This window comes from Listeria monocytogenes, assembly GCF_013282665.1.
Classification (GTDB): Bacteria; Bacillota; Bacilli; order Lactobacillales; family Listeriaceae; genus Listeria; species Listeria monocytogenes_C.
In genome coordinates, this window is record NZ_CP054041.1 from 1,358,081 (window position 1) to 1,380,141 (window position 22,061).

General features: G+C 36.7%; 21 protein-coding genes and 1 pseudogene. 17 read left to right on the top strand and 5 right to left on the bottom strand.

Annotated features, from left to right (window positions below; translation table 11 throughout):
* The 9 genes from chbG to HRK21_RS06885 all read left to right on the top strand — a co-directional run bounded on the left by chbG (position 1) and on the right by HRK21_RS06885 (position 8,706).
* Positions 1-738 (top strand): chitin disaccharide deacetylase, encoded by a 738-nt coding sequence (gene chbG / locus HRK21_RS06845; RefSeq protein ID WP_070006411.1) that lies wholly within the window; start codon positions 1-3, stop codon positions 736-738.
* A 163-nt stretch (positions 739-901) separates the two neighbouring features.
* Entirely contained in the window at positions 902-1,720 is an 819-nt protein-coding gene (gene purR / locus HRK21_RS06850) for a pur operon repressor (RefSeq protein WP_003722721.1), read from the top strand.
* Positions 1,721-1,893: 173 nt separating this feature from the next.
* Complete coding sequence (locus HRK21_RS06855; protein ID WP_069887605.1) at positions 1,894-2,571, top strand: efflux RND transporter periplasmic adaptor subunit; 678 nt, start codon at positions 1,894-1,896, stop codon at positions 2,569-2,571.
* A 48-nt stretch (positions 2,572-2,619) separates the two neighbouring features.
* Positions 2,620-3,312: an ABC transporter ATP-binding protein gene (locus tag HRK21_RS06860; RefSeq protein WP_069887606.1), complete on the top strand. Its 693-nt coding sequence runs from the start codon at positions 2,620-2,622 to the stop codon at positions 3,310-3,312.
* The gene (locus HRK21_RS06865) at positions 3,309-4,517 is read left to right on the top strand and encodes an ABC transporter permease (protein WP_003722724.1); all 1,209 of its coding nucleotides are present in this window, start codon (positions 3,309-3,311) and stop codon (positions 4,515-4,517) included. The genes HRK21_RS06860 and HRK21_RS06865 overlap by 4 nt, the downstream gene beginning before the upstream one ends.
* A 685-nt stretch (positions 4,518-5,202) precedes the next feature.
* Positions 5,203-5,511, top strand: coding sequence for a septation regulator SpoVG (gene spoVG / locus HRK21_RS06870; RefSeq protein WP_003728886.1), 309 nt, complete (start codon positions 5,203-5,205; stop codon positions 5,509-5,511).
* Between the two features lie 118 nt (positions 5,512-5,629).
* Complete coding sequence (gene spoVG / locus HRK21_RS06875) at positions 5,630-5,938, top strand: septation regulator SpoVG (protein ID WP_003722726.1); 309 nt, start codon at positions 5,630-5,632, stop codon at positions 5,936-5,938.
* A 387-nt stretch (positions 5,939-6,325) separates the two neighbouring features.
* Positions 6,326-7,699: a bifunctional UDP-N-acetylglucosamine diphosphorylase/glucosamine-1-phosphate N-acetyltransferase GlmU gene (gene glmU / locus HRK21_RS06880; protein WP_003740182.1), complete on the top strand. Its 1,374-nt coding sequence runs from the start codon at positions 6,326-6,328 to the stop codon at positions 7,697-7,699.
* Positions 7,700-7,749: 50 nt separating this feature from the next.
* Positions 7,750-8,706 (top strand): ribose-phosphate diphosphokinase, encoded by a 957-nt coding sequence (locus HRK21_RS06885; RefSeq protein WP_003722728.1) that lies wholly within the window; start codon positions 7,750-7,752, stop codon positions 8,704-8,706.
* 43 nt (positions 8,707-8,749) lie between these two features.
* On the opposite strand, the gene prfA is transcribed toward HRK21_RS06885, so the two are convergent.
* Both prfA and plcA read right to left on the bottom strand, forming a co-directional pair.
* Positions 8,750-9,463: a listeriolysin O transcriptional regulator PrfA gene (gene prfA, locus HRK21_RS06890; RefSeq protein ID WP_003740183.1), complete on the bottom strand. Its 714-nt coding sequence runs from the start codon at positions 9,461-9,463 to the stop codon at positions 8,750-8,752.
* Positions 9,464-9,735: 272 nt separating this feature from the next.
* Entirely contained in the window at positions 9,736-10,689 is a 954-nt protein-coding gene (plcA, locus tag HRK21_RS06895; RefSeq protein ID WP_003740184.1) for a phosphatidylinositol-specific phospholipase C, read from the bottom strand.
* A gap of 241 nt (positions 10,690-10,930) precedes the next feature.
* Between plcA and hly the strand changes: the two genes are divergently transcribed.
* The 6 genes and pseudogenes from hly (at position 10,931) to HRK21_RS06925 (ending at position 18,250) form a co-directional block, all read left to right on the top strand.
* Entirely contained in the window at positions 10,931-12,520 is a 1,590-nt protein-coding gene (gene hly / locus HRK21_RS06900) for a cholesterol-dependent cytolysin listeriolysin O (protein ID WP_003740185.1), read from the top strand.
* A 319-nt stretch (positions 12,521-12,839) separates the two neighbouring features.
* Complete coding sequence (gene mpl, locus HRK21_RS06905; protein ID WP_070006412.1) at positions 12,840-14,372, top strand: zinc metalloproteinase Mpl; 1,533 nt, start codon at positions 12,840-12,842, stop codon at positions 14,370-14,372.
* Positions 14,373-14,570: 198 nt separating this feature from the next.
* The gene (gene actA / locus HRK21_RS06910; protein WP_077952743.1) at positions 14,571-16,394 is read left to right on the top strand and encodes an actin assembly-inducing protein ActA; all 1,824 of its coding nucleotides are present in this window, start codon (positions 14,571-14,573) and stop codon (positions 16,392-16,394) included.
* 36 nt (positions 16,395-16,430) lie between these two features.
* Positions 16,431-17,300, top strand: a complete 870-nt coding sequence (gene plcB, locus HRK21_RS06915) for a phosphatidylcholine phospholipase C (RefSeq protein WP_070006425.1) — start codon at positions 16,431-16,433, stop codon at positions 17,298-17,300.
* Positions 17,301-17,371: 71 nt separating this feature from the next.
* Positions 17,372-17,695, top strand: a complete 324-nt coding sequence (locus HRK21_RS06920; RefSeq protein WP_069887609.1) for a DUF5502 family protein — start codon at positions 17,372-17,374, stop codon at positions 17,693-17,695.
* A gap of 94 nt (positions 17,696-17,789) precedes the next feature.
* A pseudogene (locus tag HRK21_RS06925) lies at positions 17,790-18,250 on the top strand (YehR family lipoprotein).
* A 48-nt stretch (positions 18,251-18,298) separates the two neighbouring features.
* On the opposite strand, the gene HRK21_RS06930 reads toward HRK21_RS06925, so the two are convergent.
* The 3 genes from HRK21_RS06930 to HRK21_RS06940 form a co-directional block, all read right to left on the bottom strand.
* Complete coding sequence (locus HRK21_RS06930; RefSeq protein WP_003725735.1) at positions 18,299-18,631, bottom strand: putative heavy metal-binding protein; 333 nt, start codon at positions 18,629-18,631, stop codon at positions 18,299-18,301.
* 65 nt (positions 18,632-18,696) lie between these two features.
* Entirely contained in the window at positions 18,697-19,371 is a 675-nt protein-coding gene (locus HRK21_RS06935) for a DNA alkylation repair protein (RefSeq protein WP_070006413.1), read from the bottom strand.
* Positions 19,372-19,447: 76 nt separating this feature from the next.
* A complete protein-coding gene (locus HRK21_RS06940; RefSeq protein WP_003735335.1) occupies positions 19,448-20,389 on the bottom strand; it encodes an L-lactate dehydrogenase in 942 nt (313 codons plus the stop codon).
* A 293-nt stretch (positions 20,390-20,682) separates the two neighbouring features.
* On the opposite strand from HRK21_RS06940, the gene HRK21_RS06945 reads away from it, so the two are divergent.
* Positions 20,683-21,306 carry a 50S ribosomal protein L25/general stress protein Ctc gene (locus tag HRK21_RS06945; protein ID WP_003722740.1) on the top strand — a complete coding sequence of 208 codons (624 nt, stop codon included), beginning with the start codon at positions 20,683-20,685 and terminating at the stop codon, positions 21,304-21,306.
* Positions 21,307-21,395: 89 nt separating this feature from the next.
* The gene (locus HRK21_RS06950; RefSeq protein ID WP_070006414.1) at positions 21,396-21,980 is read left to right on the top strand and encodes a GNAT family N-acetyltransferase; all 585 of its coding nucleotides are present in this window, start codon (positions 21,396-21,398) and stop codon (positions 21,978-21,980) included.
* The last annotated feature ends 81 nt before the right edge of the window (positions 21,981-22,061 follow it).

The following is a 22,061-nucleotide window of genomic DNA, read 5'->3' on the forward strand; positions in this document are numbered from 1 at the left end:
ATGAGAATTATTTTTAATGCAGATGATTTTGGAATTAGCCCAGGAGCAGTTTATGGTATTTTAGAGTCTTATAAGCGAGGCGTTGTAAAATCTACTACGCTGCTAGCTAATAGTCCGGCGTTTGATTTGGCGGTAGAAGTAGCGAAAGAAAACCCGGGTCTCGATATTGGTGCGCATTTGACCCTGACGTTCGGTTCTCCAGTTCTTCAAGGTCTAGAAACGCTAACGGATGATGATGGACGTTTTCGCAGAAATTATACAGCGCTTGAAAACGGATTAGCGGATGTAGATATGAATGAGGTGGAACGAGAATTAACTGCACAAATAGAGAAAATTTTAGATGCAGGCATTACTATTTCTCATTTTGATACACATCACTCAATTGAGCCATTAATTTATCCTGTGCAGCATAAACTGGCAGAAAAATACGGTGTGAGCATTAGACGTCATTCTGATGTTTCAGATTTTGGGGCTATAAAAACACCTGATTTATTTGCTACAGAGTTTTATGCAGACGGTGTATCTTTTGAAACAATCAAAAAATTAGTGCAAGAGCATATTGGAACGAATGATGTAGTCGAAGTGATGACGCATCCTGCATATATTGACGAAACATTGCGCGAGATATCTAGTTATGTAGAGCCGCGCATCAAAGAAGTTTCGATTCTAACTTCCAGAGAATTACAAGCATATTTAGGCCAACAAGAAGTAGAGATTATTAGTTTTCGCGATTTATAAGAGCATGGGCCTGCCAAAGGATGTTTATTTGGCAGGCTTTTCGTTAGGTTAAAATAATAAATGTTGTCAATTTTATAGAAAACGTTTTATAATAGAGAAAATACGGACAAAATACGTGAAATTGCTTTTTAATATACGGAATTTTATCAAAGGGAGAGAGATTATGAAGATTCGTCGCAGTGAACGATTAATTGATATGACGCAGTTTCTATTATCGCATCCGCGAAAGCTAGTGCCGCTTACGATGTTTGCTGAACGTTATGGCTCAGCTAAGTCTTCTATTAGTGAAGATTTGGTCATCATAAAGAAAACATTTGAAGATAGAGGGATTGGTACGCTTGAAACTGTTCCGGGTGCTGCTGGTGGTGTACAGTACATTTCGATAGCGGGAAATGATGATGTGCTAGATTTTGTGCACACACTATGTAATAGAATTGCGGAACCGAACCGTTTGCTTCCAGGTGGCTATTTGTACTTATCTGATTTGCTTGGAGAACCAGTTACACTTAAAGCAATTGGTAAAATTTTAGCAACAAAATTCAATAACCAAAAAATAGATGCGATTATGACTGTTGCGACTAAAGGGATTCCGATTGCGCAAGCGGTTGCTGAACATTTAAGTGTTCCATTTGTTATTGTAAGGCGTGATAGCAAAGTAACAGAAGGCTCCACAGTGAGCATTAACTATGTTTCCGGTTCATCCAAACGAATCGAAAAAATGGAATTATCTAAACGCAGCCTGGCTGAAGGATCCAACGTAGTAATCGTGGATGACTTCATGAAAGCTGGCGGAACGATTAATGGCATGAAAAATCTGCTAGAAGAATTTAATGCACATTTAGTTGGAATTGGCGTGCTAGTTGAATCTGAATATGCGGAAGAACGTTTAGTAGATGATTATGTATCTCTCGTAAAAATAAAAAATGTAAATATGAAAGAAAAACAAATCGAAGTCGTTGACGGCAATTATTTTAATAGTTGAGTTTAAACCCTGGAAAATATTCTGGGGTTTTTCTTTTTTTGGATGAATTGCTACTAAAAACAAATCAGCCCTCCGACGTACTTCACTCAATTAACTTTTGTGGTAGAATGGATTCTATCGTTACTACATAAAATTCAAGGCTTCTACACTTTAGAAGCAGAAGGAGAACAGTCATGAAAAAATGGGTTAAATGGTTAATTGTTATCGTTATTATCGCAGTAGTAGCCGTTGGTGCGGTTTTCTTACTGTCGAAAAATAGTGGCTCCGTAACACAAGAAAAATTAGTCACAGCTAAAGTAAAACAAGGAGATTTAAAAATCAATGCTACTGGAACCGGCGCAATTTCCCCGGAAAACACACAAGTTCCAGATTACGACGAACTTCAATTAGTAGCGCAAATGGACGAACTTGATATTCCTAACATCAAGAAAGACCAAGAAGTAAAAATCACCGTAACAGCACTTCCTGACAAAACATACACTGGGAAAGTCAAAGAAATCGCAGAACAAGGTCAAGTTCAAAACGGCGTATCTAGCTTCTCTGTCATCATTTCGCTTGATAAAACAGATGATTTAAAAGCAGGAATGACTGCCGATGCTTCCATTTTAGTAAATGAGAAAAAAGAGGCGCTATACGTACCGATTGAAGCTGTTCAAAAAGACAGTGATGACAAATATTATGTATTAGTTCCAGAAGAGAAAGATAATGGTCAAACGAAAAAAGTGAAGAAATTTGTAGAAACTGGTCTTCATAACGAAGATAATATCGAAATCACAAAAGGCGTTAAAAAAGACGAAAAAGTAATCCTTCCTACACAAGAAACTTCGACGGTTCCAGGTGCTCCTAGCTAAGTTTTTTGTAAGTACAAATCAGACAAATTGTATGAAGGAGGGATAAACATGCCAAAACCGCTAATTGACATGAAAAATTTAACAAAAACGTATACGCTAGGCGGAGAGACTTTTAAAGCATTAGACGATGTTACTTTTACCGTTGAGCAAGGCGAGTTTTTATCCATCGTTGGCCCGTCTGGTTCCGGTAAATCCACTTTAATGAATATGATTGGTTGTTTAGATGTTCCAGATGAAGGCAGCTATCACCTTGATAGTGTAGATGTTTTTAAACTAAGCGATAATAAACTATCCGAAATCAGAAACAAAAAAATTGGCTTTATTTTTCAGCAGTTTAATTTACTTCCTAAATTATCTGCCTTCGAAAATGTGGAATTGCCACTAATTTATGCAGGGCTTAGCGTTTCCGCTCGAGAAAAAGCTGCTATCGAATGTTTGGAAAAAGTAGGTTTACTTGAAAAACGCAGAAATCTGCCAACGCAACTTTCCGGTGGACAACAACAACGTGTGGCTATTGCTAGAGCGCTTGCTGGAAAACCGCAAATTTTACTAGCAGATGAGCCAACTGGTGCGCTCGATTCGAAAACAGGTAAAGAAGTAATGGGAATACTGCAAGAATTGAATCGTGCAGGAAACACAATCGTTATGATTACGCACGATCCAACAATCGCCTCATACGGTACAAGAAGTATCCGTATTCAAGATGGTAAATTATTCCATGAGGAGGCGACGCAAGCATGAACGTTCTCCAAAGCATGAAAATGGCATGGAAACAATTAAAAGCAAGTAAATTAAGATCTTTTCTAACTATGCTAGGTATTATCATCGGTGTTGCGTCAGTTATCCTTTTAGTATCACTAGGAAATGGAGTAACACAAGAAGTCGATGATCAAATGGGCGATTTGGGTTCTAATTTAATTACCGTAGTTAATAGCTCTGTTAATCCAAACGACAAATATACGTATGATGAAGTAATGAAATATCAAAATATTGATGGTGTCAAAAGCGTTTCTCCAGAATTATCTGGTCAAGTGAATGCGACTTTTGATTATAAGAGTTCAAGTAATAAGGTGATAGGGACGAATGACCAGTACAAGGCCGCACGTAGCCTAGAAATGAAAGAAGGGCGTTTCCTACTACCGATTGATACCGAATATGGCCAGAAAGTAGCTGTAATAGGCTCTACGGTAGCAAGTGATCTATTTGGTTTCGGTGATCCGATTGGTGAAACTATTAGATTAAACGGAATGCCATATAAAGTTGTTGGTGTCTTGAAAGAAAAAGGCGCCTCCATGATGGGGTCCAGCGATGATCAAATCTTTATTCCGATTTCTTCCGCTCAAAGACTCCTAAAAGATACAAATGTCCGTACTATTTACGTAGAAACAAAATCAGCTGAAGACGTAGATTTTGTAGTAAATACACTAGAATCCCGTCTTGCTATTAAATTCGGCGATGAAAAAGAACAAGAAAAAAATGCTTCATCTGCCCAAATGGGACCATCTTATCAAGTCATTAATCAACAAGAGATTCTGAATGCTTTTAATACGATTAGTACGACTTTGACTACTGCGCTTGGTGCGATTGCTGCCATTTCGCTTGTGGTTGGTGGTATAGGAATTATGAACATCATGCTAGTTTCTGTTAGTGAGAGAACGAGAGAAATTGGTATAAGAAAAGCGCTCGGAGCTAAAAAACGAGCTATTTTGCTACAATTCCTAATCGAATCCATCGTTATTAGTGTCTGTGGTGGGGTTATCGGTATTATAATCGGTGTCTCGGGAGCGCTCATATTTGGTTCCGTAGCAGGCATATCATCTGGAATAACTGCAGGAACCATTATCTTCTCCTTTGTATTTTCTCTATGTATCGGAGTGATATTTGGTATCGCGCCTGCTAACAAAGCTTCTAAATTAAGACCAATTGACGCATTAAGATCAGAATAAACGAAAAAGAAATCCGGAATAACTAGTTTCGGGTTTCTTTTTTTTACAAAATCAGCTATCAAGTTGTCTTGTCATCTATATTTAATCTTTTTGTCACAATTAAACGCTTTCAATATTCGGTTTTGATAAAAAATGTAGAATAAAAATAAAATTAATTGCCGAATCGTGCATTAGAATGGGATTTTTGGGGTATACAGTGTTTGTTGGCTAATTAGGAAAAATGGGATAGAGGAGTATAAAATTGTAAATATATGAGCTCTGCAAACTCACAAATCTTCTAATAATTGTATACAATTATATCTAAAAAATGACAAATCTAATACCGTTTTACTGGTGTTATTGCGTATAAAATAGTATGATGATTACAGATTGATACTGTTGTGGCAATGGTTTTGGGGTTTTTGTGAATATATTGATAAAAATTGTATACAAAACAAAAACTAGAAGGAACAATCTGAAAATGTCAACGCTTTTCCGAAAAAAACTATTTTTTTTAGATTACAATTCACAAAGTTGTCAAATTTAGTTTTTTTTATTATTATGTTCATAGGGAAGAATTTTACGTGAATATTGCTTGCTTTATAAAAGTAATTTTTTCTATGGGGGAATTTTTCTCGAGTGTGTACTTAAGTTGCATGTGAGCATTGTTTACTAGCAGCGCAACTAGATTAAGGTGGTGAAGATAATGGAGATTACAGATGTGAGATTACGACGTGTTGAGACAGATGGGAGAATGAAAGCTATTTCTTCAATAACGATTGACGGTGAGTTTGTTATTCACGACATTCGTGTCATCGATGGCAACGAGGGTTTGTTCGTAGCTATGCCTAGTAAACGTACGCCGGATGGTGAGTTTAGAGATATCGCTCATCCAATTAACTCAGGCACCCGTGCAAAAATTCAAGAAGCCGTTTTAGCTGCTTATGAAGTAGCGGACGAACCAGCAGTAAATGAAGAAAGTTCTGCAGACGAAAGTGTTGTAGAAGAAAACTAAAAAATCCTCGGTTAGGGAGAACGTTGTTGGGAACAGCTGGGGGATAAATACCTAAGATTTTAGCTGGGATAAGCAGATTCTTTTTGAAAGAGGCAAATGGGATAAGGAGTGACTAATAATGCAAGTAACAGATGTGAGATTACGTCGTGTAGAAACTGATGGAAGAATGAGAGCGATTGCTTCAATCACTTTAGATGAGGAATTTGTAGTTCATGATATTCGCGTTATTGATGGGAATAACGGTTTATTCGTAGCTATGCCAAGTAAACGTGGTGTTGACGGTGAATTCCGTGATATCGCGCATCCAATTAATTCCGACACTCGTGCAAAAATTCAAGAAGTAGTTTTAGCTGAATATGAGCGCGTTGGTGAAGAAGAAGCTACTGCAGTAACAGAAGAAGAATCTGAATCCGTTTCTGCTGAATAATTTAGAATTTTCAAGGGCTGGCTTAGAGCTAGCCCTTTTTGTGTAGAAGAAGCACGAAAAAAATCATAAATAGCCTTGGTCTTCTATTTTGGCTATGGTATAATTAATAGCAGATTATAAAAACAGGAAGGGGAATTTTAAATGATGTTGCAAAATCAGATCCGTTTTAGAAAGCTTTTTTGTAGCATAAGTGTAAATTCTTCCTTTGGTAAGCAAATAAATAATCATATTGTATCTTTCGGAATTTTCAAACAAATAAAACTTTAAATTTAATCTTTACCTAAAAAATGTGGGTAAGGTTTTTTATTTGGGCGCATTCTTGAAAAAAAGCGAATTTTACGTTATCATTCATAGTGGATGAATAGTGAATATTGGAGGTTCTATATAATGTCAAAACGATATGCTGTAGTGCTTGCTGCTGGCCAAGGCACACGGATGAAATCAAAACTTTACAAAGTATTGCATCCTGTTTGTGGAAAACCAATGGTCGAACATGTAGTAGATCAAATTTCGACGCTTAATGTTGATAAAGTGGTTACAATTGTAGGTCACGGAGCGGAGAAAGTACAAGAGCATTTAGCTGGTAAAAGCGAGTTTGTAAAGCAAGAAGAGCAACTTGGGACGGCGCATGCGGTACTTCAAGCGAAAGAGGAACTTGCAGGAAAAGATGGTGTGACGCTTGTTGTTTGTGGAGATACGCCTTTAATTGAAGCTAGTACGATGGAAGCTTTACTTAAATATCATCACGAAAAACGTGCAAAAGCAACTATTCTTACAACGGTTATTGAAGATCCTACAGGTTACGGTCGTATTATTCGTGATGACCTAGGCATTGTAGAAAAAATAGTCGAACATAAAGATGCGACAGAAAAAGAACAACGGATTTCAGAAATTAACACTGGGACATATTGCTTTGATAATAAAGCTCTTTTTGAAGCGTTAGAGAATGTTTCTAATGATAATGTGCAAGGAGAATATTACTTACCAGATGTTATTAAAATTTTAAAAGATTCGGATGAAGTGGTTGCGGCTTACAGAATGGAGTCTTTCGAAGAGTCACTAGGAGTGAACGACCGAATTGCTCTAGCTGAAGCATCTAAATTAATGCAACGTCGAATTAACGAAAATCATATGCGTAATGGAGTAACGCTTGTTAATCCAGAAAGTACGTATATTGATATAGATGTAAAAATTGGTCAAGATACAGTAATTGAACCCGGAGTTATGCTTCGTGGGAAAACTGTAATCGGTGATGATTGTGTGGTTACAAGCGGCTCGGAAATCGTAAATAGTGTTATCGGTGAACGAGTAAACGTCAGAACTTCTTCTATTTTCGAAAGTAAAGTTGGCGATGATGTTCAAATTGGCCCGTATGCGCACTTAAGACCAGAATCTGATATTCACGACCATGTGAAAATCGGAAACTACGTCGAAACGAAAAAAGCAGTTGTTGGTGAAGGGACTAAATTACCACATTTCATATACATGGGAGATGCGGAAATTGGTAAAAACGTCAATGTTGGTTGTGGAAGTATTGCGGTTAATTATGACGGCAAAAATAAAGCGAAAACTATCATTGGTGACGATGTCTTTGTTGGTTGCAACTCAAACTTGGTTGCGCCTGTCAAAGTGGGCGACAGAGCTTTCATAGCTGCTGGTTCTACGATTACAAAAGATGTTCCTGATGACGCGCTAGGCATTGCTCGCGCGAAACAAGACAACAAGCTTGGTTATGCGAAACATTTAAATCATGGTAAATAATTTCCATTTGGGAATTTTAAAATTTTAATAAAAAATAGTGGAGGCTGATTATGTCAAACGAGTATTTTGATCCAAAGTTGAAGATTTTCTCGCTAAATTCTAATCGTGAACTAGCTGAAGAGATTGCGAAAGAAGTAGGTATTGAGTTAGGGAAATCAAGCGTTACTCATTTTAGTGATGGAGAAATCCAAATTAACATTGAAGAAAGTATCCGTGGTTGTCATGTATATGTTATTCAATCAACGAGTAATCCTGTAAACCAGAATTTAATGGAACTTTTGATCATGATTGATGCGTTGAAACGCGCTTCCGCAGCAACAATTAATATTGTTATGCCTTACTATGGTTACGCACGTCAAGACCGTAAAGCAAGAAGTCGTGAACCAATCACAGCGAAATTAGTAGCAAACTTAATCGAAACAGCTGGTGCAACAAGAATGATTACACTTGATATGCATGCACCGCAAATCCAAGGTTTCTTTGATATTCCAATCGATCACTTGAACGCGGTACGCCTTCTAAGTGACTATTTCAGCGAACGTCATTTGGGTGATGATTTAGTAGTAGTTTCCCCTGACCATGGTGGAGTTACTCGTGCTCGCAAAATGGCTGACCGTTTGAAAGCGCCGATTGCTATTATTGATAAGCGTCGTCCGCGTCCAAACGTAGCTGAAGTAATGAACATCGTTGGTAATGTAGAAGGAAAAGTTTGTATTATTATTGATGATATTATTGATACAGCTGGAACAATCACCCTTGCTGCTAAAGCATTGCGTGAAGCTGGCGCAACAAAAGTTTACGCATGTTGTTCACACCCAGTTCTTTCAGGTCCGGCTATGAAACGTATTGAAGAATCGCCAATCGAAAAATTAGTTGTTACAAACTCCATCGCTCTTCCAGAAGAAAAATGGATCGACAAAATGGAACAACTATCTGTTGCAGCTCTTCTTGGTGAAGCAATTGTACGCGTTCATGAAAATGCTTCTGTAAGTTCTTTATTCGAATAAAATATAAAACAGGATTCCTCATCGAGGAATCCTGTTTTTTTATTTAATTTAATTTTCCCCAAGTAGCAGGACATGCTAAATAAAACCATTCATCTAATTTAGGAGCATATCTTTTAAGATAATCAAGATTTTGTACATAAAAGCATGAATTTTTATACACGATAACTTTCTCTTGCTTTAATTTGGAAATAATTCTGCTAACAGCTGAGCTATGTGCGATACCGCTTGAATATCCTAACTCCTGCATTGTTAAATTATCCAGTGCAATCTTGATGCCGTTAGGAGTTTCTATACCATACACGTAGGTCAGAATTAAAAGTTGACCGCAAATAGAGCCGAGTTTCCCGTTAATCGAAAAATCATTAAATTTAGCTAGACTGTATGAAACTTGTTTTTGTAGGGTTTGGAAAACATAGAAAAAGTGCGTAAGATTCTTGCTCAGTAGTTCTTTTAGTTCATTTATTTTGATAACGTATGCGGTAGCTTGCTCACTAATGACTTCTAAATTATAATAGCCAACCGATGTTTCTGTATCAATAAAGCCAGACATTATAACGAAAGCGCCTTTGTAGTATTGTAAATTCATGATGGTCCCGTTCTCACTAATACTTGTAAGCTTTGTAATACCGTCATATAGGAAAATACAATATTCTTGTGGATCCCATTGGTTAAAAATAAGTTCTTTTTTATGAAATTGTTTTGGCTTTATCCCGTTAGTTTCTAAATATTTTTTGAATTCTTCTGCTTGAGCGTTCATGTCTCATCCCCCAATCGTTTTTTATCGCCCTTTTTTAAAATACCCTAAAAACATTAGGCAGTAACAACAATTGTTAGCTGTTGAAAGAAAGTCACGCTAAATGATATTTTTTACATATAGGATTTTATTATACAAATTCTAATTTCGCAAAAGAAATGCATACATATTTAAAAACGGATTTATTTAGATGTTAAAATTGAAATAGGGTTAGTATATGGTTCCGATGGTTGCTCGGAGATATACTAACCCTTTTTTTGTAGGAATAATATATGTTAGTTGAATTTATTGTTTTTTATGATGTTTTTAATTGTTTGTTTTTCGGGGAAGTCCATAATTAATATGCCTAATCCTCGAACTCTTTCCGATGTTAAGTTGAGTACGAACTGCTCTACTTTGTTGTTTAATGCTGTGGCATACTGACGAGGTGTGAATGTTAATGAAGTGGCACTAATATGGTTAAGAAAAAGTTTGTTGTCCGTTTTGGAAGCTTGATAAGCAGTCTGGACAATCTCTTTGAATTTTGTTTTCACACTCGGACCATTATAGTCATCTTGAATTACTTGGTTGGATGCGCCGAACTGCATGCCGAATTTGCGTGAGTTAATGACTAATGGCTTTTTTGTGTGGTTCTCTGAAAGTAATAATATTTTTCCGCGGATATCTTTCAATGTAGGGATTTTATTATTCGTTTCCGTTTTAGGAGTAGTGTAAAAATAATCTTTGTAAATGTTAATTAATGGTTGAATTCGGTAATCAAAACTATCATTGCTGTTCTGTTCGTCTTTTAAACGCATAATAATGGTTTCTTTTGGATTTTTCTTTAAAAATTGAGTAATCGTTTCTAATACACCCGAAAGTGATGCATTTAAATAAATTGGTCCATGGTAAATTTTGAGATTGTCTTTTGCTCTAATATCGATGTACCGTATTCCTGCTTCTAGTTGTTGGTACAATGACATCGTTTGTGTTTGAGCCAGTGGTTTGGTTAATGTCCACGTCATGTCTCCGTTATAACTCATCGTATCATGTGTACCCGGGATAGAAAGTGCTGATAGGCTCGTTGTGTCAGGTAGAGCGGACATCCATTGTTTTATAGTTACAGAGTTCTTTACAGGCTTATTCCAGTTATTAAGCGAATATGCTTTTCCACCTAATGGGAAAGTAAAAAAATATAAAACAAAACAGAGTGATAAAACGAATGTGCGTCGTAAATAAACCTTATACAAAATGGCCCCCTCCTTTGATTAGTATATTCCTATCTTAAAGTTACTTTTATGTCGAAGCATTAACATTTGTTAACGACGGTAACGTGCCACTAGGACTAAAATAAAGCTATAAAGCAAGCATATAATATTGCGTTTCATCTTTAGAAGCGAATTTCGCCAATATTATAATTATCAAAAGAAGGGGGTGGCGGTCAGCATTTGGCATTATTAGGTTAAAAAATGTAGAAGGAGAGTGAAACCCATGAAAAAAATAATGCTAGTTTTTATTACACTTATATTAATTAGTCTACCAATAGCACAACAAACTGAAGCGAAGGATGCATCTGCATTCCAGAAAGAAGATTCAATTTCATCCATGGCACCACCAGCATCTCCGCCTGCAAGTCCTAAGACGCCAATCGAAAAGAAACACGCGGATGAAATCGATAAGTATATACAAGGATTGGATTACAATAAAAACAATGTATTGGTATACCACGGAGATGCAGTGACAAATGTGCCGCCAAGAAAAGGTTACAAAGATGGAAATGAATATATCGTTGTGGAGAAAAAGAAGAAATCTATCAATCAAAATAATGCAGACATCCAAGTTGTAAATGCGATTTCGAGCCTAACATATCCAGGTGCTCTCGTAAAAGCGAATTCGGAATTAGTAGAAAATCAACCAGATGTGCTTCCTGTAAAACGTGATTCATTAACACTCAGCATCGATTTACCAGGAATGACTAATCAAGACAATAAAATCGTTGTAAAAAATGCTACTAAATCGAATGTTAACAACGCGGTAAATACATTAGTGGAAAGATGGAATGAAAAATATGCTCAAGCTTATCCAAATGTAAGTGCAAAAATTGATTATGATGATGAAATGGCATATAGTGAATCACAATTAATTGCAAAATTTGGTACTGCATTTAAAGCCGTAAATAATAGCTTGAATGTAAACTTCGGCGCAATCAGTGAAGGGAAAATGCAAGAAGAAGTTATTAGTTTTAAACAAATTTACTATAACGTGAATGTTAATGAACCTACAAGACCTTCCAGATTTTTCGGCAAAGCTGTCACTAAAGAGCAGTTGCAAGCGCTTGGAGTAAATGCAGAAAATCCTCCTGCATATATCTCAAGTGTGGCATATGGTCGTCAAGTTTATTTGAAATTATCAACTACTTCCCATAGTACTAAAGTAAAAGCTGCTTTTGACGCTGCCGTAAGCGGGAAATCTGTCTCAGGTGATGTAGAATTAACAAATATCATCAAAAATTCTTCCTTCAAAGCCGTAATTTACGGAGGTTCTGCAAAAGATGAAGTTCAAATCATCGATGGCAACCTAGGAGACTTACGAGATATTTTGAAAAAAGGTGCTACTTTTAATCGAGAAACACCAGGAGTTCCCATTGCTTATACAACAAACTTCTTAAAAGACAATGAATTAGCTGTTATTAAAAACAACTCAGAATACATTGAAACAACTTCAAAAGCTTATACAGATGGAAAAATTAATATCGATCACTCTGGAGGCTACGTTGCTCAATTCAACATCTCTTGGGATGAAATAAATTATGATCCTGAAGGTAACGAAATTGTTCAACATAAAAACTGGAGCGAAAACAATAAAAGCAAGTTAGCTCATTTCACATCGTCCATCTATTTGCCAGGTAACGCAAGAAATATTAATGTTTACGCTAAAGAATGCACTGGTTTGGCTTGGGAATGGTGGAGAACGGTAATTGATGACCGGAACTTACCACTTGTGAAAAATAGAAATATCTCCATCTGGGGCACTACACTTTATCCGAAGTATAGTAATAGTGTAGATAATCCAATCGAATAATTTTAAAAGTAATAAAAAATAAGAATAAAACCGCTTAACACACACGAAAATAAGCTTGTTTTGCACTCTTCGTAAATTATTTTGCGGGGAATGTAGAAACAGGCTTATTTTTTTAGAAGAATTAACAAATGTAAAAGCATATCTGGTTTTTTCTCCATATAATATAAGCATATCCCAAAGTTTAAGCCACCTATAGTTTCTACTGCAAAACGTATAACTTAGTTCCCACATATACTAAAAAACGTGTCCTTAACTCTCTCTGTCAGATTAGTTGTAGGTGGCTTAAACTTACTTTTATGATTTGAAAAGGAGCGGTGAAATGAAAAGTAAACTTATTTGTATCATCATGGTAATAGCTTTTCAGGCTCATTTCACTATGACGGTCAAAGCGGATTCTGTCGGGGAAGAAAGGCTTCAAAATAATATACAAGCCAAAAGGAACCCCGCTGATTTAAAAGCTTTGCCAGATTCCTGCGAAGCAAAAGATTTTTATAAAAATTTTAAAATTCTTGATATGACAAAAGATAAGCTAGGAGTTACGCATTATACGCTCGCGCTAAGTTCTGATGGTTACTTGACTGATAATGATGAAATAAAGATCCACGTCACACCGGATAATAAAATCACTTTTATAAATGGAGATTTGCAGCAAGGGAAGCTTAGGGTTACTAACCAAATAAAAATTACAGAAAAAAATGCTATCGAAAAAGCATTTGAAGCCATTGGTCAGAGTGAAGCTCATGTGAAAAGCTATATCGGAAATCCAGTGAAAGAAAAAGAAATCATCATCAATTCCAGAACAAAACGCTTAGTTTATAATATAAAATTGATTTTTGCTGAGCCGGAAGTTGCGAGTTGGATTATTCAAGTGGACGCAGAAACCGGCGCAATTTTAAAAAAACAAAATATGCTTTCTGAGGTAGAGCGAGGAGATACCCATAAAGATTTTCAGGCGCTTGGTAAAGGAGCTGATCGATTGCACCAGAGACCATTACATGTCATGAAAATAAATGACCTGTTTTACTTAGTGGATAGAACTCATAAAGGACTCATAAGAACTTTTGATTTAAACCATAATACGGACACGTCTTTTGGAAAAGTAGTGTCGAATAAAACGAATATGTTTACAGATCCAGAATTTAGTTCCGCAGTGGATGCTCATTTTTACGCAAGTGAAGTGTACGAATACTATAAAAATGTCCACCAACTAGAGAGCTTAGATGGTAAAGGTGGAGAAATTGATTCGTTTGTTCATTATGGCTTGAATTGCAATAATGCCTTTTGGGATGGTCAGGAAATTCTTTATGGTGATGGGGATAAAAAGAATTTTAAACCATTTTCGTGTGCCAAAACTATTGTTGGCCATGAACTAACGCATGCAGTTATCCAGTATTCGGCGGGATTGGAATACGAAGGACAATCAGGAGCGCTAAACGAATCATTCGCCGATGTTTTTGGTTATTTTATTGCGCCAAATCATTGGTTGATTGGCGAGGATGTCTGTGTGCGTGGTTCGAGAGATGGGCGGATAAGAAGTATCAAAGATCCTGACAAATATAATCAAGCGGCTCATATGAAGGATTACGCATCGCTTCCAATTACAGAGGAAGGTGACTGGGGCGGAGTGCATTTTAATAGTGGTATACCCAATAAAGCAGCCTACAATACCATCACTAAACTTGGAAAAGAAAAAACAGAACAGCTATACTTCCGCGCCTTAAAGTACTATTTAACGAAAAAAGCCCAATTTGCCGATGCGAAAAAGGCACTCCAACAAGCGGCGAAAGATTTATATGGGGAAGATGCTTCTAAAAAAGTTGTGGAAGCTTGGGAAGCGGTAGGAGTTAACTGATTAACAAATGTTAGAGAAAACTTAATTCTCCAAGTGATATTCTTAAAATAATTCATGAATATTTTTTCTTAAATTAGCTAATTAAGAAGATAACCAACTGCTAATCCAATTTTTGGTGGAATAAATTAGTGAAAATGAAGGCCAGATTTTCCTTATTCTAAAAAGATTGTATTAGCGTATCACGAGGAGGGAGTATAAGTGGGATTAAACAGATTTATGCGTGCGATGATGGTAGTTTTCATTACTGCTAATTGCATTACAATTAACCCCGACATAATATTTGCAACGACAGATAGCGAAGATTCCAGTCTAAACACAGATGAATGGGAAGAAGAAAAAACAGAAGAGCAACCGAGCGAAATAAATACGGGCCCAAGATATGAAACCGCACGTGAAGTAAGTTCGCGTGATATTAAGGAATTAGAAAAATCAAATAAAGTGAAAGATGCGAACAAAGCAGACCTAATAGCAATGTTGAAAGCGAAAGCAGAAAAAGGTCCGAATAACAATAATAACAACAATAACAACAGTGAACAATCAGGAAATGTGGCTATAAATGAAGAAGCTTCAGGAGCTGACCGACCGACTTTGCAAGTGGAGCGTCGTCATCCAGGGCTTTCATCGGATAGCGCAGCGGAAATTAAAAAAAGAAGGAAAGCTATCGCATCGTCGGATAGTGAGCTTGAAAGTCTTACTTATCCAGATAAAACAACAAAAACAAATAAGAAAAAAGTGGCGAAAGAGTCAATTGTGGATGCTTCTGAAAGTGACTTAGATTCTAGCATGCAGTCGGCAGATGAGTCTACACCACAACCTTTAAAAGCAAATCAACAGCCATTTTTCCCTAAAGTATTTAAAAAAATAAAAGATGCGGGTAAATGGGTACGTGATAAAATTGACGAAAATCCCGAAGTGAAGAAAGCGATTGTTGATAAAGGTGCAGGGTTAATAGACCAATTATTAACTAAGAAGAAAAGCGAAGAGGTAAATGCTTCAGACTTTCCGCCACCACCTACGGATGAAGAGTTAAGACTCGCTTTGCCAGAGACACCAATGCTTCTCGGTTTTAATGCTTCTGCTACATCGGAACCGAGCTCATTCGAATTTCCGCCGCCTCCAACAGATGGTGAACTAGAAATTATGCGGGAAACAGCATCTTCGCTAGATTCTAGTTTTACAAGAGGAGATTTAGCTAGTTTGAGAAGTGCTATTAATCGCCATAGCCAAAATTTCTCTGATTTTCCACCAATACCAACGGAAGAAGAGTTGAACGGGAGAGGAGATAGACCAACATCTGAAGAATTTAGTTCGCTAGATAGTGGTGATTTTACAGATGATGAAAACAGCGAGACGACAGAAGAAGAAATTGATCGCCTAGCTGATTTAAGAGATAGAGGAACAGGGAAACACTCAAGAAATGCGGGTTTTTTACCATTAAATCCGTTTACTAGCAGCCCAGTTCCTTCGTTAAGTCCAAAAGTACCGAAAATAAGCGTGCCGGCTCTGGTAAGTGACATAACGAAGAAAGCGCCATTTAAAAACCCGCCACAGCCATTAAAAGTGTTTAATAAAAAAACTACAACGACAACAGTGCTTAAAAAAATAACCCCTGTAAATATCGCGCCAAAGCTAGCAACGCTTCCTACTACGAAACCGCAAGAAACTGCGATTGGAGAAAATCAAGCTCCATTTAAAGAAAAACAAGCAGAGACAAACAATCAGCCCATTGATATGCCGAGCCTGCCAGTAATCCAAAAAGAAGTTACAGAGAGAAATAAAGAGGAAATGAAACCGCAAACCGAGGAAAAAATGGTAGGAGAAAGCGAACCAGCTAATAACGTAAACGGAAAAAAACGTTCTGCTGGCATGGAAGAAGGAAAATTAATTGCTAAAAGTGCAGAAGACGAAAAGGTAAAAGAGGAACCGGCGAACCATACGACATTAATTCTTGCGATGTTAGCTATTGGTGTGTTCTCTTTAGGTGCGTTTATCAAAATTATTCAGTTGAGAAAAAATAGTTGAAGACACAAAGTGAAAGAAAAAAGTGAGGTGAGTGATGTGAAATTCAAAAAAGTGGTTCTAGGTATGTGCTTAACCGCAAGTGTTCTAGTTTTTCCGGTAACGATAAAAGCAAGTGCCTGTTGTGATGAATATCTACAACCTCCTGCAGCTCCGCATGATATCGACAGTAAATTACCGCATAAACTTAGTTGGTCCGCGGATAACCCGACCAATACGGACGTAAATACACATTATTGGCTTTTTAAACAAGCGGAAAAGATATTAGCTAAAGATGTAAATCATATGCGAGCTAATTTAATGAATGAACTTAAAAATTTCGATAAACAAATTGCTCAAGGAATATATGATGCGGATCATAAAAATCCATATTATGATACTAGTACGTTTTTATCTCATTTTTATAATCCTGATAGAGATAATACTTATCTGCCGGGATTTGCTAATGCGAAAATAACAGGAGCTAAATATTTTAATCAATCGGTGGCTGATTATCGAGAAGGTAAATTTGACACGGCATTTTATAAATTAGGCCTAGCAATCCATTATTATACGGATATTAGTCAACCTATGCACGCCAATAATTTTACCGCAATATCATACCCTCCAGGTTACCACTGTGCATATGAAAATTACGTAGATACCATTAAGCACAATTATCAAGCAACAGAAGACATGGAAGTAAAACGATTTTGCTCAGATGACGTGAAAGATTGGCTCTATGAAAATGCGAAAAGGGCGAAAGCGGATTACCCGAAAATAGTCAATGCGAAAACTAAAAAATCATATTTAGTAGGAAATTCCGAATGGAAAAAGGATACAGTGGAGCCTACTGGAGCTAGACTAAGAGACTCACAGCAAACTTTGGCAGGTTTTTTAGAGTTTTGGTCTAAAAAAACAAATGAATAACAATATTTAGGAATATATTCTTATCCACTCGTTAGCGGGTGGATATATTTTATGGGGAGGAAGTAAGTCAAATGTATATAAAAGGGAGGTTAATCTTTTTCTTTGTAATGTTTGTAATCGCGTTATGTTCTGTATTAATATTGCTGATAATAAAAATGAGCATATGGAAAGATGAACCGTTTAATTTAAGTAATGCAAGGGAAATTGAGTGTCTTGGAAGTTGCAAAATAAAAAATACTAATCAAAGAATTCATTTCTTCTCCATAAAAAAGAATTTGTTTGAGGAAAGGGGTAATATAGCTGGATTTTTGAATGAACACGAACAAAAAGTAGCTGACAAGTCCATTTTCATTTTTATTTTAGAGGATGAAAAAGAGATTCCGAATGAAGAGTAAAGGTATGTTAGAAAATGTTCACAAAATATCTATTGTACTAGTGCAGTTTGTTAGGTAATCTGAAATGGTAAAAAACAATATAGAAGGAACAGCGATGAATTTGCTTAAAAAGGGTACAATGGCTTTCTTTGTAATGGTTATGGCGGTAATGTTAGTAGCTTGCGGAGAGAAAGAAGAAACAAAAACGTACGAACTTTCTCAAAATGGTGCTACTACAAAAATGACTTATACTTATGTAAAGGATAAAGTTCTAAACAAACAACAGGAAATGAAATGACCTTCGCTGCTCTAGGATTTAAAAACAAAGAAGAAGCTGAAAAAACGTTAAAAGAAACAAGCGATAAGTTCCAGGGTGTTGAAGGTGTGAAACAAGGCCTTGAGTATAAAGATGATAAAGTAATCGAAACACTAGAAATTGACTACGAAAAAGCAAATACAAAAGAATTAATTAAACTTCCAGGATTCGCTGCAAATGGTGATATCGAAGGGGAAATTAGCATGAAAGCATCTTCAAAAATGCTAGAATCCCAAGACTATAAAGAAGTTAAAAAATAAGTTTACAAACAAAAAGAAGTATCCATTCAAACGGATACTTCTTTTTATTTAATAATCCTGCGCTTCAATAACAACAGCTGTACCAGAGGCCGTAACCATCAGCATCCCGTTATCAGCTCCGAGCACTTCATAATCAATATCAACGCCAATAACGGCATTTGCGCCAATATCTTTCGCGCGTTGTTCCATTTCACGAATCGCTTCCTCGCGAGCGTTAATAAGTTCGTCCTCATAACCTTGCGAACGCCCCCCGAAGAAATTTCGAAGCCCAGCCCCAATATCTTTCATAAAGTTAACGCCAGTGATGACTTCACCGAAAACGATTTTTTTATACTCAATAATTTGTTTGCCTTCAATATTTGGTGAGGTTGTAACTATCATTATTTATCCCTCCAGTTTTCTTTTATCATACCTCTTAGTGCTTTTTCTAGTCAAAGGATATCCAGTTATTTCGTATGATTTCGCGCTTTTTCTATATAAGAAATAGCATCCGGAACTTTGCAAGATGTATTTCCAAGGTTGACATGAACTTTTCCTACTGATGTTGCAACTTCTATCGCTTTTTCGTGCAAATCATCGTTGTAAATTCCACAAGAGATAATAAAGTTGTTCATTGAATAACGTGTTCTGTTGGATTCTGTTTGCAGCGTGTCTTTCGCGCGTTGAAGTAATGCCTCTACTTCGGGTAAATCGTTAATATGTTCACTATAAATCTGCCAGCCCATGGATTTAGTTAAATCATAATCACTTTCAACCCACTTTTTAGCAAAAAGGAGTGCGTCATCACGTTTGCTTACAACTGATGCGAGTCCGAAAGTTAGTTGTGACCAAGTTTCTCGGAAAGCGACATTCCATTTTTCGATTTGTTCAATGGTTATTTTGTTTGGATTGATTGCAAGTAAACCGAGATAAATCAAATCACTGTTATTTGATTCAATCAGCTCTATAGCGAGTTCGTGGTTTTTCTTTAGTTTTTCCTGGCGAATAATTTTCTTTAAATCACCAATTTTCAGACCATAAAGCTCTAATGTTTCCGGGCAACCGTGATTACGAAAAATTTTAATTGTATTGGGATTTTCTAAAGCTTGTAGTTCGGCATTAAGTTCGTCAAAAGTAATCATACTCGGGCCTCCTCTCGAATAAATTAAGTATAACAAAAAAGCATGCAAAGTCGCATGCTTTTAAGGTTCGTGACTATTAGTCGACTTGCTTCATTGCATCGTCAAGAACTTTTTTAAGAGTATCTGCAGAGTTTTTCATTTGTTCTTTTTCTTTTTCATTCAAATTCATTTCAACAATATGGCGAACGCCTTGACGGTTAACAACTGCTGGTGCGCCGATATAAATGTCGTTCATGCCATAATGACCATCTAAATAAACAGAAAGTGGTAAAATCGCATTTTCGTTATTTAGAATTGCTTTTGTAATACGAGCAAGAGCTGCAGCGACGCCATAGAATGTAGCGCCTTTTTTATTAATGATTTCATAAGCGGCATCACGAACACTTACGAAAATAGTATCCATTGCACCTTGTTCATCTTCAGTAATCCATTCAGTGATTGGAAGGCCGCCGACTGTTGTATGGCTCCATGCTGGGAATTCTGTATCGCCATGTTCGCCAAGGATATAACCATGGACGTTACGAGCATCTACTTTTAGATAGTCAGCAATGGACATACGGAAACGTGCTGTATCAAGGCTTGTTCCAGAACCGATAACGCGTTCTTTCGGAAGACCTGAGAATTTCCAAGTCGCATAAGTTAAAATGTCTACCGGGTTAGATGCGATTAGGAAAATACCGTCAAACCCACTTGCCATAACTTCATCCACGATGCCTTTCATGATTTTGATATTACGATTTACTAAGTCTAAACGAGTTTCACCAGGTTTTTGTGCAGTCCCAGCAGTTACAACAACTAAGTCCGCATCATGGCAATCGCTATAATTTGCTGAGTAGATTTTCTTCGGTGTGGAAAATGGAACGGCATGGCTTAAATCCATTGCGTCTCCAATTGTTCTGTCTTTATCTATGTCAATGATACCAAATTCTTGTCCAATGCTTAAGTTTACACAAGCAAATGCGTAACTAGAACCAACTGCTCCGTCGCCAACTAAAATAATTTTTTGATGATCTTTCATTTCGAATTCCTCCTATAAAAAATCTATTTACTAGTACAGTATACCATGTATTTTTCATTTGTGAAGCGTTGAACGTCCTAAATTTAAAAAAGTTGTTATAATGGATTTGTGAAAACGCTATAGTACAGTTTGGAAGCGTCCACATTAGCGACTAATCGCTATTTTCTGTTTACCTTTTATTGAGAATTATAAACCTTACAAAACTAAATAAGGCTATTTCTTTGTTTTGCTATTTCTCTAACGGGTAGATATAATGTAGATGTACCAAAATTGAATGAGTGGAGTGATTTTTTATGGCAACAACATTAGAGGTCCAGAAAAGAGAAACAACGCAACATTCAGAAGTAACGAGATTGCGTAGTGAAGGAAAAGTGCCTGGAATTATTTATGGTTACAAATCGGAAAATGTTCCAGTTTCCGTTGATTCTTTGGAATTAATCAAAGCAGTTCGTGACAATGGTCGTAACGCCGTATTTTCAGTTACTGTAGACGGCAAGAAATTAAACGTTTTATTACATGAATATCAAGTGGATCCGTTAAAAGACGTATTAGTACACGTTGATTTACTGGCTGTTGATATGAATGAAGAAGTTGAGACGGATGTTCGTGTGGTATTAGTTGGCGATGCTCCTGGCGTTAAAGCTGGCGGCGTACTTCAACAAATTATCCATGATGTTAAAGTTTCAGCAACACCGGAAAAATTACCAGAAACAATTGAATTAGACATTTCTTCATTAGAAATCGGTGATGTTTTGACAACGAACGACCTTCCGGAAAACAAAGACTATGTCGTGCAAGCTGAGGAAGAAGAAACAGTAGTAACTGTATCTGCTCCTCGTGCGGAAGAAGAACCAACGACTACGGAAGCACCTGAGCCAGAAGCTGTACATGGTAAAGATGAAGAACCTGTTGAATAATTTTGAATAAATAAGGATGGGAGATTCGCATTTGTTTGCGATATCTTCCATTTTTTTTGTTATAATAGTTTCGAGAAGGAGGCGTATATATGCTTGATAAGTCAGTGCCACATATTTCTGTTATTATGGTCAATCACGATGCTACAAATTATCCGGAGTTTCATTTGCCTGCGGGATATTCTTTTTGCTTTTATAAAGATGGTTTGGAGGAAGACTGGTGTAGATTGCAATTAGAAACGGGTCAAGTGCTATCAATGAATAGTATTCGCGCTCGTTTTGAATCGGAATTTGGAAATGAAAAAGACAAACTAGCCAAGCGCTGCGTCTTTGTAGAGGCGCCAAATGGTGAAATTATTGGAACGGCTATGCTTTGGGACGGAAATACATTTGGCGAGATGGCGAGTCGGATTCACTGGGTTGCGGTTCTTGACTCTCATGGCGGAAAAGGTATCGCAAAAGCTTTATTGTCTAAAATTCTCGGCTTGAATAAACATGATTTTGTTTATTTAACAACGCAAACAGGTAGCTACCAAGCCGTCTATTTATATCAGAAATTTGGTTTTGAAAAATATGTCGGAAAAACGCCAAAAAATTGGAAAACAGTCAATTTTCAAGAGGAAAAGGAAACTGGTTGGCAAATTATCGAAAATAAAATTGCCGAACATCAAGCCTAGCTGGAAAACTTTCAACCAAGTGAAATCCATGTTATAATCAAAAAAACATTGAAACAAAAACCAGTTCATTCGTGAAGTGGT

What these genes read in the sequence shown, in the direction of transcription:
- HRK21_RS06945 (WP_003722740.1), top strand. Translation starts at nt 20,683, where the DNA reads ATGGCAACAACATTAGAGGTCCAGAAAAGAGAAACAACGCAACATTCA.
- HRK21_RS06865 (WP_003722724.1), top strand. Translation starts at nt 3,309, where the DNA reads ATGAACGTTCTCCAAAGCATGAAAATGGCATGGAAACAATTAAAAGCA.
- spoVG (WP_003728886.1), top strand. Translation starts at nt 5,203, where the DNA reads ATGGAGATTACAGATGTGAGATTACGACGTGTTGAGACAGATGGGAGA.
- HRK21_RS06860 (WP_069887606.1), top strand. Translation starts at nt 2,620, where the DNA reads ATGCCAAAACCGCTAATTGACATGAAAAATTTAACAAAAACGTATACG.
- chbG (WP_070006411.1), top strand. Translation starts at nt 1, where the DNA reads ATGAGAATTATTTTTAATGCAGATGATTTTGGAATTAGCCCAGGAGCA.
- hly (WP_003740185.1), top strand. Translation starts at nt 10,931, where the DNA reads ATGAAAAAAATAATGCTAGTTTTTATTACACTTATATTAATTAGTCTA.
- HRK21_RS06920 (WP_069887609.1), top strand. Translation starts at nt 17,372, where the DNA reads ATGTATATAAAAGGGAGGTTAATCTTTTTCTTTGTAATGTTTGTAATC.
- HRK21_RS06935 (WP_070006413.1), bottom strand. Translation starts at nt 19,371, where the DNA reads ATGATTACTTTTGACGAACTTAATGCCGAACTACAAGCTTTAGAAAAT.
- mpl (WP_070006412.1), top strand. Translation starts at nt 12,840, where the DNA reads ATGAAAAGTAAACTTATTTGTATCATCATGGTAATAGCTTTTCAGGCT.
- HRK21_RS06885 (WP_003722728.1), top strand. Translation starts at nt 7,750, where the DNA reads ATGTCAAACGAGTATTTTGATCCAAAGTTGAAGATTTTCTCGCTAAAT.
- purR (WP_003722721.1), top strand. Translation starts at nt 902, where the DNA reads ATGAAGATTCGTCGCAGTGAACGATTAATTGATATGACGCAGTTTCTA.
- HRK21_RS06950 (WP_070006414.1), top strand. Translation starts at nt 21,396, where the DNA reads ATGCTTGATAAGTCAGTGCCACATATTTCTGTTATTATGGTCAATCAC.
- spoVG (WP_003722726.1), top strand. Translation starts at nt 5,630, where the DNA reads ATGCAAGTAACAGATGTGAGATTACGTCGTGTAGAAACTGATGGAAGA.
- HRK21_RS06930 (WP_003725735.1), bottom strand. Translation starts at nt 18,631, where the DNA reads ATGATAGTTACAACCTCACCAAATATTGAAGGCAAACAAATTATTGAG.
- prfA (WP_003740183.1), bottom strand. Translation starts at nt 9,463, where the DNA reads ATGAACGCTCAAGCAGAAGAATTCAAAAAATATTTAGAAACTAACGGG.
- glmU (WP_003740182.1), top strand. Translation starts at nt 6,326, where the DNA reads ATGTCAAAACGATATGCTGTAGTGCTTGCTGCTGGCCAAGGCACACGG.
- HRK21_RS06855 (WP_069887605.1), top strand. Translation starts at nt 1,894, where the DNA reads ATGAAAAAATGGGTTAAATGGTTAATTGTTATCGTTATTATCGCAGTA.
- HRK21_RS06940 (WP_003735335.1), bottom strand. Translation starts at nt 20,389, where the DNA reads ATGAAAGATCATCAAAAAATTATTTTAGTTGGCGACGGAGCAGTTGGT.